The organism is Rhodococcus sp. H-CA8f (assembly GCF_002501585.1).
Classification (GTDB): domain Bacteria; phylum Actinomycetota; class Actinomycetes; order Mycobacteriales; family Mycobacteriaceae; genus Rhodococcus_F; species Rhodococcus_F erythropolis.
In genome coordinates this window covers 413827-426247 of record NZ_CP023720.1, presented here as the reverse complement: position 1 = coordinate 426247, position 12421 = coordinate 413827, and the positions used below count along the sequence as shown (strand labels likewise).

The following is a 12421-nucleotide window of genomic DNA, read 5'->3' as shown; positions in this document are numbered from 1 at the left end:
AGTGCAGCCAGTCGAACAGGAGTCGGATGAGCAGCCCATTTCGTGATGCCGCTGCAGTGACGCTCGACGCGTCTCACCGCGTCGGGCACACTCACGCGTCGGACGCGCCTGTCAGCGGGCGCTTTCACCCACCCTCTGCAATCAAGGGACTGGTTCCACGTCCCCGGTTGCACCAGAAACTCACCGCGTCCACCACTACCGAGGGCTCGGGGCCCGGGTCCGTCGGGCTGCTTTCTGCACCGGCCGGAGCGGGAAAGACCCTGCTGCTGGCGAATTGGGCTCGTGAGTATTCGCGGGCGTCCCCTGACGTGGACCTCGCCTGGCTGACGTTGGCCGAGCGCGACAACAACGTGTCGGTGCTGTGCGAATCCCTCGCCGAGGCCATCTCGACGCCTCTCGACCCGGCCGGTCGCGCGCCCACCGGGCAAGGGTTCCCGGCACAGGCGGGATCGAGACGACCCGTCGAACAGTGGCTCGCGCACTTCGCGGAAACCGTCGAAGCTCACGATCGCCGAACGACGCTGATCCTCGACGATGTGCACACACTTCACGATCCGATGTCGATCGGTCTTCTCGACCAGATACTCACGCACACGCCGGACAATCTGTCGATCATCGTCGCTGCTCGATACGAACCTCCGCTCACCTGGCATCGTCTCGCGCTCGATGGCCGACTCACTCGCTTCGCATCCACCGATCTCGCCTTCGACCGCACCGAGATCACTGCGATGTTCGGCGAATACGACATCACCCTCGGCGACGACGAGCTCGCAATCGTCGAGAACTTCACCAAGGGGTGGGGCGCTGTTGTTCGCCTGACCGCAGCGTTCCTGGCAGGCCGGAGCGACATCGGTGATGCATTGAACGAGTTCACCCATACGCCGCGCCCGATCGCCGACTTCCTCGTCGACGAGGTCCTGACATCCTTGCCCGAGCATGTCACGACATTCATGTTGCGGACATCCGTCGTCGATTCGTTCTCTGCTCAACTCGCAGAAACGCTGACCGATTCGAATGCTCGGTCCGAGATCGACGCTCTGATTCAATACAACTTCCCCGTGACGCGGACCGACTCCGCCGACCACACCACGTGGTTCAGCTACCACCCCCTTCTCCTCGAACACCTCCGCGCGGAGTTCCGCCGGGTCGATCACGAGGAGAGAAATCGCGCGCACCTTCGAGCAGCAACCTGGTTCGAGAGTCATCACTTCGAACTCGAGGCGCTCGAACTCGAGGTGTCGATCGGCGACCCGTGCCGCATCCTCGCTTTTCTCGAGCGCTGCGGACTGGGCCTCGTACTCGACGGGCACAGCGGAGACGTCGTCCGAGTGCTCGAATCCGCGCCGACGCAGGTCTCCGAATCTCCGATCACCCGCCTGGTCCTGGCTGCGGCCGCCCTCCATTCCGGTGACGTGACCTCTGCGACAACGTGCCTCGATCTCCTCGAGGCAACTCATCCGCCTATTGCGGACGAGCCACTGTTCCTGGCGATGAGTCTGGAAATCTCCTGCGCTTCGCCAACTTCTGACAACAATCCATTGGTTTCGCGCCTGGTGCGGCGCCAGAACAGCACTCACTCGGACGTCGAAGCCTACGCTCACCTCGAGGTAGCGACGGCCCTCCTACTCAAACGCGAGTTCGACAGGGCAACTGTCGAATACACCCAGGCGGTCGCGCTCGGAACACTACGAGGCAGGTCGCGATTCGTACTGAAGGCACTGACCGGGCTGGGATTCGTCGCCTCACTCAGCGGGGACATCGAGGCGATGAGGGCACACTCCACCTACGCCATCGACTACGCGGTCGAACACCGAATCACAACGACGGCGGAGTACGAGTTGTCCGCGTCCGTGGTGGCCTTCGCTGCATATCTCTGCGCCACCAGCGAACTTCCGTACCGCATACCGACTATCGGAAACTACCGGAGCACAGATGTTCTCGGCGCCAGCGTCCCGGCATTCGGGTGGCACACCGTCGTCACGTTCGGGCTCCACAGTCTCGGCGACGCGGCCGATCGACGGTCGACCGCTGCCGACGTCCGCGATGCGATGCTCAGCGCGATCGCACTGCGCACCTTCTCATTGGCGACTCTGGCCCTACTCCCACCGGTCGTGAACGCATGCCTGTCGGTCGGCGAAGTGGAATGGGCCGGCCGACTCGTGCGCGATGCGGCTGATCAGTTCGGCGAGACTTCCGAGATACACCTGGCGCGAGCTGCCGTGGCTTTCTCGTCCAACAAGTTCGCAGAAGCACTCGTCGAGGTTTCCGAAGCCCTCGGATCCACCGAAGAGCCTGTGCTCGCCCACACCGTCTACGCCTGGACACTCGAGGCTGGGATCCACGCTGCCACCGGTCACGAGCGCAAGTCGTTTCGTTCGCTGCACAAAGCCCTGCGAGCCGCAGAAACCGGTGGGCTGTTGCGACCTTTCCTCGACTACGGCGCGTCACTGCGTCCGATCTTCGACGAGTTCAGTGGGCACTTCGGCGATCAGGAGGCTTTTGCCGAACAGGTACGCAACCGCATTCGTCCACAAGAGTTGGTGAGTGCACCGATCCTCACACCGGGCGAATACACCGTGCTGCGCGAACTGGCCTCGGGAGACACCACCGAGTCGATCGCCGACACGCTGTTCCTGTCCGTCAACACGATCAAGACGCATCTACGCGGGATCTATCGGAAGTTGGAAGTAAGTAACCGCCGCGACGCACTCAAGGCTGCGCGCCGCGGCGGACTCATCTGAGCAAGACTGCTTCCATGCCCCCGAAGCTGTACTCCGATACGCGCGATCGAATGACCGTCTGGGCGAGACGCACGCCGAGCCGACGCTTGGCTACCGACGCGACGATCGACGTCTTCGAAGTCGGACTCGTCGACAGCGCCATGACTTTGGCAGCCCAGGCGTTCACGTCCTTGCTGCCGGTGATGATCGCAGCGTCCACCCTGGAAAAGCTGAAGCCCTTGGCCGATGTCGCCAGAGACGACCTCGGGGTGCAGCTTCCCGACGCCGTGATGACCGACACCTCCACTGCGGCCGCGTTCGGGATTGTCGGCTTGCTCATGCTGTTGATCAGTTCCACGTCCTACGCTCGCGCCCTTGGCCGGATGTACGGACGAATCTGGAGCGTGCCGACTGCGACGCTTCGCCAGGCATGGCGGTGGATCGCGGTCGTGTTCGTCGTCGCCGCGTCAGTGGTCGGTGCGGCGCTGTGCCGCGAACTGAATGCCGTTCCGAGAGTGGGCAGTCTCCTGGAATTTGTTGCTGTCTACGCAGTGTGGGCACTGGTCTGGACTGCTGTGCCCATGCTGTTGACCGCCAATCGCATGACCACTCGTATGTGTGTCGGGTCCGGCTTGCTCACCGCGACGGGTCTGACCGGACTGCACGTGGCCGGCACTCTATTTCTGCCGCGGATGACCAAAACGTCTCAGGACGAGTTCGGCCTTCTCGGCGTGATGTTCACCGTGATCGGGTGGCTGTTCATCTTCTCTGCCATCGTGGTGGTCGCGTCGTCGATCGTCGGATCGGTCGCAAAAGATGCGGGGCCACTGGGAATCTGGCTGCGGACCTCACGCTGAAGTGTTGTCCCGACCCTCGAGCGCCTGCGAGACGGTTGGATAGACGTCGACCTTCAGCGCACCCTCGTCGGCCCCGGACAAGACATCGCGGAACTGCCCGATGTCGCGGGCCACCCGGAAGCTCACATTCTTGCGAGCCAACGAATCTCGAAGCTGAGCCAACATCTGGGCCGCGCTGACGTCGATGAACGGTGAAGTCTCGGCGTCGAGGATGACCGTCGTGGTCCCGGTGGTCACCATGCCGGTGATCTGATCACGCACGTGATCGGCATTCGCGAAGAAGAGTCCGGATTCGACCCTGACCACCACGACGCCGTCGAGTGTCCTCAGATCAGGATGGCTGCTGGTGTCGACCCAGCGCGTGCCGTCCTTGGCCAGAGCGGCCACGTGCGGTTTGGAGACTCGATACAGGAGCAGCAGCATCGAGACGACGATTCCGATGATCAGACCGGGCAAGGTATCGAACAGGAGAACTCCGAACATCGCCGCGACAGCGGCGGCGAAATCGGCCCGAGCGGCGTGCCCGTAGATGCTGCCCAATCGCTTTGTCCAGACCCGGTACAGCGCTGCGAGAGAAGAGAAATCCACTAGTTCGATCACTGCGGCGATGACCACCGCCGATAGTGTCGCTTCCGGTAGTTTCTCGAACAACCCAGTCAGGAACAGCAGTGTCAGCAGCGTCAATGCGGCGACCACCAACCCGCTGACCTGTGATTTGGCACCCGCTCCCCCGTTGACAGCCGTCTTCGAGAGGCTGCCGTTGACCACCATTCCCGAGCAGATGCCCGATCCGAGATTGGCGGCCCCCAGTCCTACCAGTTCCCGATTGGCGTCGATCGTGTATCCGGCCTTCGCCGCGTATGTCTTTGCAGCGCCGAGACCTTCGGCGAAACCGATGAGTAGAACACCGACGGCCGGCCCCACTAGGTCGAGGTAGTCCTCGGCTCCTACTCCACTCGGCAGGCCCATAGTCGGCAAGCCCGAATCGATGTGTCCGACGATGTCGATGCCACGGTCGTCGAGTCCGAACAGCGCCACTGCGGTAATCCCCAGTAACACAACCAGAAGCGAACCTGGCACGAGCGGGAGCCATCGCTTGACTCCCAGAACCATTGCCAAGCTGAGCAATCCGATGACCACCGTCGGACCGTCGACCTCGCCAAGTTCCTTGATCACCGTCCACGCCTGGACGAAGAAGTTCCCCTCGCCCTTGTCCACGCCCAGGAGTTTTGGTACTTGACCGATGATGATCGTGAGTGCCAAACCGACTATGAATCCCTTGAGAACCGGCTCGGAGATGAAGGATGCGATGAATCCGAGGCGCATGAATCCTGCGAGCAATCCGACGAGTCCGGTCACGATCGCGAGCCCGACCGACAATGCGACAAATCTGGTGTCGTCTCCCGACGCCAGTGGCGCGATCATCGCCGCGGACAACGCGGCAGTGGCCGACATCGGTCCGACGATCAGATGCCGCGAACTACCAGCTGCTGCATACAGAATCAGTGACGGAACTGCAGCGTAGAGCCCGACCACCGGCGGAACTCCGGCGATGGTGGCGTACGCGAGCGCTTCCGGGACAAGGACAGCCCACACCGTGAGGCCGGCGATGATGTCTGGTCGAAGCCAGCCTCGCTGATAGTCGGACAGTGATCCGAAGACCCACCACGTCCGTGTGTGCGGAGCACTCATAGCCCTTGCACCCCTTTACTGATCTGCATCGCCGCGATCAGGACGAGGAGCCCGACGTTCAGCAAGTGCGTGTTGGTGGCTATCCAGGTGCGGATCTTCTGCAGCGGTTCGGTGGCCTCCTCCTTCTTGATCAGGAGAAGGGCGACAGGCACGGCGACCGAGGTCACGGACACCAGAGAAAAGATCACGGCCGAGACGATCTGCGACGTCGGCGCCACGGTGCTGAGGCGAAAGTTCATGGCAGCGGCAATCGCACAGGACATGTCGATGGGATTGAGAACGAACAGCGCGAACCCGAGCACACCCGATCGCATCGGCTGGAAGTGTTCTACCGACTGGAGCATTTTCGGCAGTTGAGGGGCCGCCGCGACAACATCTCCCGGAGCCACTGCAGCCGCCATCGCCTGCACTCCGCGCCGACTACGCGTGTAGACGAACCAGGCACCCGCGAGCAACGTCACGCCGAGAACGAGGTGGAGGATGGGCACCCACAGGGGTGGGTGTGTTCTCTGATGAACTTGGAGTGCGGTCAAGATGATGTACGACCCGGCCAGGGCGACAACTATTCCGAGATACCACCCGATCAGATACGCGATGCTGTTGAGACGCGCTCGTTCGGAAAAGAGCACGGCGACAACGGCGACAACCGCCAGCGGGCTCATGATGATACCGAGTGCCAGCGGGATCTGTTGCAGTAGCAGCGATCCCATAACTACCTCCCGTTGTCAGAGACCGCCGATGCCCTTACCGATGAGAACAACACCGATAACCAGGATCAACACACTCATCACAGTGGCGTTGTTGTCCTGCAACCACACCTTCAGCTTGGCCAGCGGACCGCGCAGTCGCTCCGCTGCAACGAGGTAACCGATCACGGGCACGCACACTGTCGATGCAGCGATGACGGTGAAAACCAGAACCGCGACGACTACTTCGCCGGAGCCCAATGACGCAGAGCCGATCGAGATTCCAGCCGCGATACACATCATCAGATTCTTCGGATTGATCGCTGCCAGCGCGAAGCCCAAGCCGACGCCCTTGGCAGCGGTCATGTCGTCGATGGCTTGCATCCACTTCGGGGTTTCATGCTCGCCACCGCGGCCACGCCATTGCTTGACTCCGAACGCAAGCAGCAACACACCCAACGCCAGCTTGATCCACGACACCGTCGCAGAGGGATCACCTTCGGAGTCGCCGAGCTTGCTGGACAGGAGCACGAAGATCACAGTGGCGACAACTATTCCGAGTATCCAGCCCAGGGCGAATCCGACGCTGGTGCTACCGGCTCGCTTGGACAACAACATCAAGATCGCCGCGATGATCGGGATGGGCGATACCGCAACACCGACCGCTAAGGGTAGAAGATCCCCGATGACAGATCCCATGCCGACCTCTTCTCTCTCCCGGTCGACACTAGGGGTGACGTTCCTTCGCAGCCTCACACAAAAGGGATGAACGGAGCCGCGATGACATTCACCCGTTGGGGATGACGCCTCGGGAGCGTGTGGGAGCAAGACTGGATCTCACGGATACGGAGTCCTGGATCGAGCGGCGACGCCGATTGCCCCTGACGACACGTGATTTCGAGGCTCGACGCGGTACTGACCGAACCTCATGGCCCTACGAAATGGAGCGGACACTGATGAATGCTCCCACTCGGTATCAATTCCTCATCGACGGCGAAGTGTCGGACCGCGTCAAAGCGGCGTTTCCCGAACTCAGCGTTGCCAGTGCAGCCGGCGGATTCACCAGTTTGTACGGGCCCGTCGCGGATCACACTGCTATGCGAAGCATCATGGCCCGCCTCGATTCCCTCGGCTTGACCGTAGCCGAACTACGAAGGCTCCCAGACTGACCCGAGCCGACTGATCCGAGCCGGCCCTCCGTCGGATCGTCCCCCGCGCACGAGCGATGGTCCCGACCGAGTCGATTCGGTCGGGACCAACTGCTCTCGAGTTGTTCGGCGCCTAGACTCTGTCTGTGTCCCAGGTCGCGACGGCCCAGATCACAACGACGTCGAGCGCGATGACCAGGATCGACCACAGCGGGTAGTACGGCATCCACAAGAAGTTGGCGATGATCGAGAGCGACGCAATGACTATCGCCGCCGCCCTGGCCCACACTGCACCGGTGAAGAGGCCGAGAGCCACCACGATTCCGATGATGCCCAAGATGATGTGGATCCAGCCCCACGTCGTGATGTCGAACTTGTACGTGTAGTTGATACCCACGACAAACAGATTGTTGTCGGCGACCGCCGCAATGCCCTGAAGCAGAGCGACAATGCCTGCGGTGAGCAGCAGAATTGCTGCTGCAAACGTCGTACCTACCGCGAAACCCTGCCGGACAGGGTGATTCGCGGGTTCCCGCGGTGGAGCAGTCATCAGCGTTCCTTTCGACAGAATGCACTTCCCATACTCAGTCTCGAGGGGCTGGGAAGCGAAAACATCACCCGTCGCGGATGAACCGCAGGTCACCGACCCGTACCCGCTTGTCGGCGTCGCAAACCAACATTGGCAGACTGGCACTGTGCAACACACCGTGGTCGTGATCACCGATATCTACGCTCCACCGGCAGTGATCTTCGATCTCGAACTCGACATGGACGAACACTCCGCCTCGCTCCACGCAACAGATGAGGTGGCAGTCACAAGTACGGGTAGATCGACGCTGGGAGAGGGCGACGAGGTGTCGTTCGCTGCTCGGCATTTCGGGTGGAGATTCTCGATGACAAGCCGAATCACGCAGTACAACCGTCCGTACTCGTTCACAGACGAGCAGGTCCGCGGCCCGTTTGCCGCAATGCAACACGAGCACGTCTTCGACGATCAGCCGGGTGGGTGGACGCGGATGCATGACCGCTTCACGGTTACGGCCCCTTTCGGCGCGCTCGGACACCTGGCACTGAGGTTGGCTGTCGGCCCGTATCTGCGCCGTCTTCTCGAGCAACGCGCCGCGCACATCAAGACCCGCGCAGAAGGTGGCACCCCTTTCACCGAGTGAGCACCCTCTCCGACGCGCTGCAGACGGTGTTCACTCAACTGAACCTGTGTTCACTCAGCAGCAGTCGCACTCGTCACCGCTCTCGGGCACCGTCACAACCGGGCAGCACGGATCACCCTTCCACGCGTTGATGCCTTCCTTCACGGCGATGACGGCGATCACCAGTGCCGCAATCGGGTCCGCCCACGACCAGCCGAGCACCGAGTTGAGCAGCAAACCGACCAGCAAGACCGCAGAAAGGTAGGTGCAGAGCAGCGTCTGCTTCGAATCCGCGACCGCCGAAAGCGAACCCAACTCCCTACCTGCTCGGCGTTGCGCATAGGACAGGGCCGGCATGATCGCCAAACTGGCTGCAGCCAATACTATTCCGACGCTCGTGTGCTGCGCTTCACCCAGACCGAACAGCGACCGAATCGCGTCGAACGAGACGTACGCAGCGAGCCCGAAGAACGAGAATGCGATCACTCGCAGTGCCGTCTTCTCACGGCTCGTCGGATCCGGAGCCGAGAACTGCCAGGCAACCGCTGCCGCCGAGGACACTTCGATCACCGAATCGAGGCCGAAACCGAACAGTGCTGCGGACGACACCCGTGTGCCCTCCGCCAGCGCGATGACCGCTTCGACGACGTTGTAGCTGATCGTGATCGCCACGAAGATGCGAATTCGTCTCGACAAGAGCGCACGCCGGGCAGTCGAGAGGCCGCCACCGTCAACGGGCGCAACCATCAGCAGCATCCTTCTGATTCACTGTCCGGGCAGTACGACGGATCCACCGCGAGTACGACCCCGAGCAGGTCGTCGAGGGCCTGACCGATATGTGCGTCGGCGAGTTCGTATCTGGTCCGGCGCCCTTCCGGGACGGCCACTACCAAGCCACAACCGCGCAGACAAGCCAGATGATTGGACAGCTTCTGCCTGGTCACAGCCAGTGTTTCAGCGAGGTCGGACGGGTACCGAGGGGCAGTTTTCAGTTCGAGCAGTATCCGTGTCCGAGTCTCGTCGGACAAGGCATGCCCGAACCTCGCAAGCACCGCCACGTTGGTCACCACATCTACGCCCTCGACATCCATACGTACGACAGTACATCGAAATCTGTATTCAGAAAACAGTGAACTCAGATGGTTCAAGATCCTGCCAGCGGGTAACGCAAGCGTGAAGCCACCCGACCGGGTAAGCGAACACCGGGAGCCCACATCCGATGAACCGTACAAAAGTCGACGATCACGTAGCGATGGCCGAACTACCGACAACCGGCAGCATCTTCCAGGCCTCCTGGCCGGTGCGTACGGGCGACATCCACACCGACAAGCAACTGCGCCTCGACGCGATCGCGCGCTACCTCCAAGACGCGGGCTTCGACAATCTCGTCGACCGCGGCGCCATGGATACACACCCGCTGTGGATGGTGCGAAGGACGGTGATCGACGTACTCGAACCCGTCGTCTGGCCGGATCGAGTTCATCTGCAGCGCTGGTGTTCCGGACTCTCCAGCAAGTGGTGTTCGATGCGGGTTCGGATCAGGTCCGACAGCGGTGGATTGATCGAGACCGAGGCATTCTGGATCAACATCGACCCGAAAACCGGAATGCCGGCAACCATCAGTGAAAAGTTCACCGCTGCCCTGGCATCGACGGCCGTGGATGAGCATCTTCACTGGCGTCGGTGGATCGACCCCGACACCGACGATTACGCGGATTCTCCATTCCCGTTGCGCTCGAGCGATTTCGACCCTTTCGATCACGTGAACAACGCGATCTATTGGCAACCCGTGGAAGATGCACTGCCTGAAAAATTACGAAGCGAACCCTTTCGCGCGATCCTCGAGTACACCCAGCCCGTCAAGAGAGGTGAGCAGGTGAGCGTGCGAACCGGCACGAACACGCTGCACATCGACGCCGGCGGCGAGGCACGTGCATCCGCTCGATGGTTTGCCCTGACCTCGAACCACAGCAATCAGGGGTGAAGTTTTCCGAACCCCACGACGGCGGAGTCGGATTGCCAGTGAAGATCATGGACCCGCACCTTGCCGAACTCGTTGCCGCCGACCGTGATCGCCGAGTCACCGTCCACTGCCACAACGATGTTGGTGTGCTGACCCACCCATCTCGAACTGTCGTAGATCACCACATCACCCACGCTCGGGGTGTACCCGCTGCCGTTCTCGGCGTACGCGCCGATCCCCTGGTAGTACTCCTGCAGGGTGTACACCCCCGGGATACGCCAGCTTCCGGAGTTCGGGTTCGACAACGGTCGACCCGCTTCCCTCATTATCCAGCTGACAAAATCGGCGCACCATTCTTCGTCGATACCGTCGGAATAGAAAGTGCCCGGACGGTCCCGCTCGTGCTCGGATTGCAGCAGTTCGAGCACTCGAGCCTGGTCCGCAGTCACCGAACTGGCGTCGACCGTCGGGAACTCGGCAGTGTCCCAGGGCAGATACCGCGAAGGCGCGACCGCGACGACAACCGCCCCGACCACGATCACGACGCCGAGCACCCCGGCAATCCAGAGCAAGATACGGCGGCGACGGTTGGGTTCGGCAGGACTCACCCTTACGAGTGTGCCAGCCTGCCGAGAATCGAAACGCCAACCACCCCGATGAGCTGGCACTTCTCATCAAACTCACACGAAGGTGCCACCAAAGTATTGCTATGGCACCAAAGTGGTGCCATAGTGATGCCATGGACTTGACACCGTACGTAGACAACCTTCGCCACGAACTCGCGGTGGCGGCCGAAGCAGGCGGAGAAGACGCAAAGGCCCTCGCCGATCGTTTGACCGCACCGCTGGAATCAGCAGTGCGACTCACCCTTCTCGACGCATTGTCTGCGGCAGCCGCCGAGATCACGCGTGACCTCGCCCCGGGCTCGGTGGACCTGCGCCTACGGGGACGCGAACCCGAATTCGTGGTGGCACCAGCCATCAGCGAACCGGCTCCGGCCCCCGCCGAAGAGGAACCGACTCCGGCTCCGCGCCCCGTCACGGAGTCCGACGACGCCTCGATGACTCGAATCAACCTGAGGCTTGGGCAAGACCTCAAAGACCGGATCGAGGCGGCGGCCAAGGAAGCCGGGATCTCCGTGAACGCGTGGCTGGTTCGCTCGGCTGCAACTGCGCTGGAAGGCGGCATGAGCAGAAGCACTCCGAGACAGCGCACGTCCCAAGGCTCCGAAAGCTTCAGCGGCTGGGTGCACTGACACCGGCTTCACCTTTCGCACGACCCTCTATCACCAACCGAGACAACCTCATCGGGAGTATCACCATGCCTACATTCAGCACACCTGACCCCATCACCTTGAACTTCGACGTGGCAGTCGGACACATCCGGATCGCTGCGAGCAGCCGCAACGACACTGTCGTGGAAGTGTTGCCCAGCAACTCGTCTCGCGAGGTAGACGTTCGAGTCGCCGAACAAACGCGCGTCGAATTCGCAGGTGGCCGGCTACAGATCAAGACTCCGAAACAGCGCGGTCTCGGCATTTTCGGGAAGACAGGATCTGTCGACATCGCCGTTCAGCTTCCCTCCGGCTCGGAACTCGAAGGCACTGCAGCAGTTGCCAGCCTGCGCGCCGAAGGCACTCTCGGACGCTCACGCGTGAAGGTCTCGGCCGGAGATTGCACACTGGACACGACCGGACCGCTCAACGTCAGCACCGGCGCCGGAGCGATCATCGTCGAGCATGTGGCCGGTGACATCGACACGAGCACCGGGTCCGGAAGCATCCGCATCGGCCGCGTCGACGGCAACGCGGAGGTCAAGAATTCCAACGGCGACATCAACATCGGCACGATCACCGGCGCGCTGAAGGCGAAGACCGCCAACGGAAGCGTCGCCGTCGAACACGCCGAATCCGACGCGAGTGCCGCAACCGCCAACGGCGACATCCGTTTCGAGACCATCGAGAGTGGAGTCGTATCCGCCAAGACGGCCGCCGGGCGAATCCATATCGGCGTTCGATCCGGAACCGCCGCACGATTCGACGCGCATACGTCCTTCGGCCGCGTCGACAACCAGATGAATGCCACGCACGGTCCGGCTTCCACTGAACGCCGGGTAGACGTCCGGGCACAAACCAGTTACGGCGACATCGTCATTCGACGTTCGGAGCCCCGAGAAGAATCCAACAAGAAGATCTAGCGAAAGGAACG

The 12421-nt window shown here is 61.8% G+C and carries 14 protein-coding genes; 7 read left to right on the top strand and 7 right to left on the bottom strand.

All coding sequences use genetic code 11. The features are described 5' to 3' along the window. Window positions 1-26: 26 nt before the first annotated feature. Window positions 27-2741: a LuxR C-terminal-related transcriptional regulator gene (locus CPI83_RS01995; RefSeq protein ID WP_046379516.1), complete on the top strand. Its 2715-nt coding sequence runs from the start codon at window positions 27-29 to the stop codon at window positions 2739-2741. Between the two features lie 14 nt (window positions 2742-2755). Next, window positions 2756-3577: a hypothetical protein gene (locus tag CPI83_RS01990; protein ID WP_020909552.1), complete on the top strand. Its 822-nt coding sequence runs from the start codon at window positions 2756-2758 to the stop codon at window positions 3575-3577. Here the strand turns inward: CPI83_RS01990 and CPI83_RS01985 are convergent. Genes CPI83_RS01985 through CPI83_RS01975 form a run of 3 tightly spaced genes read right to left on the bottom strand, consistent with a single transcriptional unit; the run spans window position 3569 to window position 6654 of the window. After that, complete coding sequence (locus CPI83_RS01985; protein WP_019745850.1) at window positions 3569-5269, bottom strand: SulP family inorganic anion transporter; 1701 nt, start codon at window positions 5267-5269, stop codon at window positions 3569-3571. The two genes, CPI83_RS01990 and CPI83_RS01985, sit on opposite strands and share 9 nt — an antisense overlap. Next, window positions 5266-5979 carry a GAP family protein gene (locus CPI83_RS01980; RefSeq protein WP_019745851.1) on the bottom strand — a complete coding sequence of 238 codons (714 nt, stop codon included), beginning with the start codon at window positions 5977-5979 and terminating at the stop codon, window positions 5266-5268. Before CPI83_RS01980 ends, CPI83_RS01985 begins: the two co-directional genes overlap by 4 nt. A 15-nt stretch (window positions 5980-5994) precedes the next feature. Continuing rightward, window positions 5995-6654 (bottom strand): GAP family protein, encoded by a 660-nt coding sequence (locus CPI83_RS01975; protein ID WP_097386690.1) that lies wholly within the window; start codon window positions 6652-6654, stop codon window positions 5995-5997. A 257-nt stretch (window positions 6655-6911) separates the two neighbouring features. On the opposite strand from CPI83_RS01975, the gene CPI83_RS01970 reads away from it, so the two are divergent. Next, entirely contained in the window at window positions 6912-7124 is a 213-nt protein-coding gene (locus CPI83_RS01970) for a hypothetical protein (RefSeq protein ID WP_078377385.1), read from the top strand. Between the two features lie 112 nt (window positions 7125-7236). On the opposite strand, the gene CPI83_RS01965 is transcribed toward CPI83_RS01970, so the two are convergent. Next, window positions 7237-7653 (bottom strand): hypothetical protein, encoded by a 417-nt coding sequence (locus CPI83_RS01965; protein WP_020909554.1) that lies wholly within the window; start codon window positions 7651-7653, stop codon window positions 7237-7239. A 145-nt stretch (window positions 7654-7798) separates the two neighbouring features. Between CPI83_RS01965 and CPI83_RS01960 the strand changes: the two genes are divergently transcribed. Then, window positions 7799-8272, top strand: coding sequence for an SRPBCC family protein (locus CPI83_RS01960; RefSeq protein WP_197535017.1), 474 nt, complete (start codon window positions 7799-7801; stop codon window positions 8270-8272). Between the two features lie 54 nt (window positions 8273-8326). Here the strand turns inward: CPI83_RS01960 and CPI83_RS01955 are convergent, their stop codons facing one another. Together CPI83_RS01955 and CPI83_RS01950 are read right to left on the bottom strand one after the other, a co-directional pair. After that, the gene (locus tag CPI83_RS01955) at window positions 8327-9007 is read right to left on the bottom strand and encodes a cation transporter (RefSeq protein ID WP_041815388.1); all 681 of its coding nucleotides are present in this window, start codon (window positions 9005-9007) and stop codon (window positions 8327-8329) included. Further along, window positions 8998-9342, bottom strand: a complete 345-nt coding sequence (locus tag CPI83_RS01950; protein WP_020909557.1) for a metalloregulator ArsR/SmtB family transcription factor — start codon at window positions 9340-9342, stop codon at window positions 8998-9000. Before CPI83_RS01950 ends, CPI83_RS01955 begins: the two co-directional genes overlap by 10 nt. A gap of 128 nt (window positions 9343-9470) precedes the next feature. On the opposite strand from CPI83_RS01950, the gene CPI83_RS01945 reads away from it, so the two are divergent. Next, the gene (locus CPI83_RS01945) at window positions 9471-10235 is read left to right on the top strand and encodes an acyl-ACP thioesterase domain-containing protein (RefSeq protein ID WP_097386689.1); all 765 of its coding nucleotides are present in this window, start codon (window positions 9471-9473) and stop codon (window positions 10233-10235) included. Here CPI83_RS01945 and CPI83_RS01940 read toward each other — a convergent pair. After that, complete coding sequence (locus tag CPI83_RS01940; RefSeq protein WP_021345932.1) at window positions 10226-10822, bottom strand: CHAP domain-containing protein; 597 nt, start codon at window positions 10820-10822, stop codon at window positions 10226-10228. The genes CPI83_RS01945 and CPI83_RS01940 overlap by 10 nt on opposite strands. Before the next feature lie 131 nt (window positions 10823-10953). Here CPI83_RS01940 and CPI83_RS01935 point away from each other — a divergent pair, with 131 nt between their 5' ends. Together CPI83_RS01935 and CPI83_RS01930 are read left to right on the top strand one after the other, a co-directional pair. Next, window positions 10954-11469 carry a toxin-antitoxin system HicB family antitoxin gene (locus CPI83_RS01935; RefSeq protein ID WP_029256566.1) on the top strand — a complete coding sequence of 172 codons (516 nt, stop codon included), beginning with the start codon at window positions 10954-10956 and terminating at the stop codon, window positions 11467-11469. Window positions 11470-11534: 65 nt separating this feature from the next. Continuing rightward, entirely contained in the window at window positions 11535-12410 is an 876-nt protein-coding gene (locus tag CPI83_RS01930; protein ID WP_020909560.1) for a DUF4097 family beta strand repeat-containing protein, read from the top strand. The last annotated feature ends 11 nt before the right edge of the window (window positions 12411-12421 follow it).

What these genes read in the sequence shown, in the direction of transcription:
- CPI83_RS01995 (WP_046379516.1), top strand. Translation starts at nt 27, where the DNA reads ATGAGCAGCCCATTTCGTGATGCCGCTGCAGTGACGCTCGACGCGTCT.
- CPI83_RS01990 (WP_020909552.1), top strand. Translation starts at nt 2,756, where the DNA reads ATGCCCCCGAAGCTGTACTCCGATACGCGCGATCGAATGACCGTCTGG.
- CPI83_RS01985 (WP_019745850.1), bottom strand. Translation starts at nt 5,269, where the DNA reads ATGAGTGCTCCGCACACACGGACGTGGTGGGTCTTCGGATCACTGTCC.
- CPI83_RS01980 (WP_019745851.1), bottom strand. Translation starts at nt 5,979, where the DNA reads ATGGGATCGCTGCTACTGCAACAGATCCCGCTGGCACTCGGTATCATC.
- CPI83_RS01975 (WP_097386690.1), bottom strand. Translation starts at nt 6,654, where the DNA reads ATGGGATCTGTCATCGGGGATCTTCTACCCTTAGCGGTCGGTGTTGCG.
- CPI83_RS01970 (WP_078377385.1), top strand. Translation starts at nt 6,912, where the DNA reads ATGAATGCTCCCACTCGGTATCAATTCCTCATCGACGGCGAAGTGTCG.
- CPI83_RS01965 (WP_020909554.1), bottom strand. Translation starts at nt 7,653, where the DNA reads ATGACTGCTCCACCGCGGGAACCCGCGAATCACCCTGTCCGGCAGGGT.
- CPI83_RS01955 (WP_041815388.1), bottom strand. Translation starts at nt 9,007, where the DNA reads ATGCTGCTGATGGTTGCGCCCGTTGACGGTGGCGGCCTCTCGACTGCC.
- CPI83_RS01950 (WP_020909557.1), bottom strand. Translation starts at nt 9,342, where the DNA reads ATGGATGTCGAGGGCGTAGATGTGGTGACCAACGTGGCGGTGCTTGCG.
- CPI83_RS01945 (WP_097386689.1), top strand. Translation starts at nt 9,471, where the DNA reads ATGAACCGTACAAAAGTCGACGATCACGTAGCGATGGCCGAACTACCG.
- CPI83_RS01935 (WP_029256566.1), top strand. Translation starts at nt 10,954, where the DNA reads ATGGACTTGACACCGTACGTAGACAACCTTCGCCACGAACTCGCGGTG.
- CPI83_RS01930 (WP_020909560.1), top strand. Translation starts at nt 11,535, where the DNA reads ATGCCTACATTCAGCACACCTGACCCCATCACCTTGAACTTCGACGTG.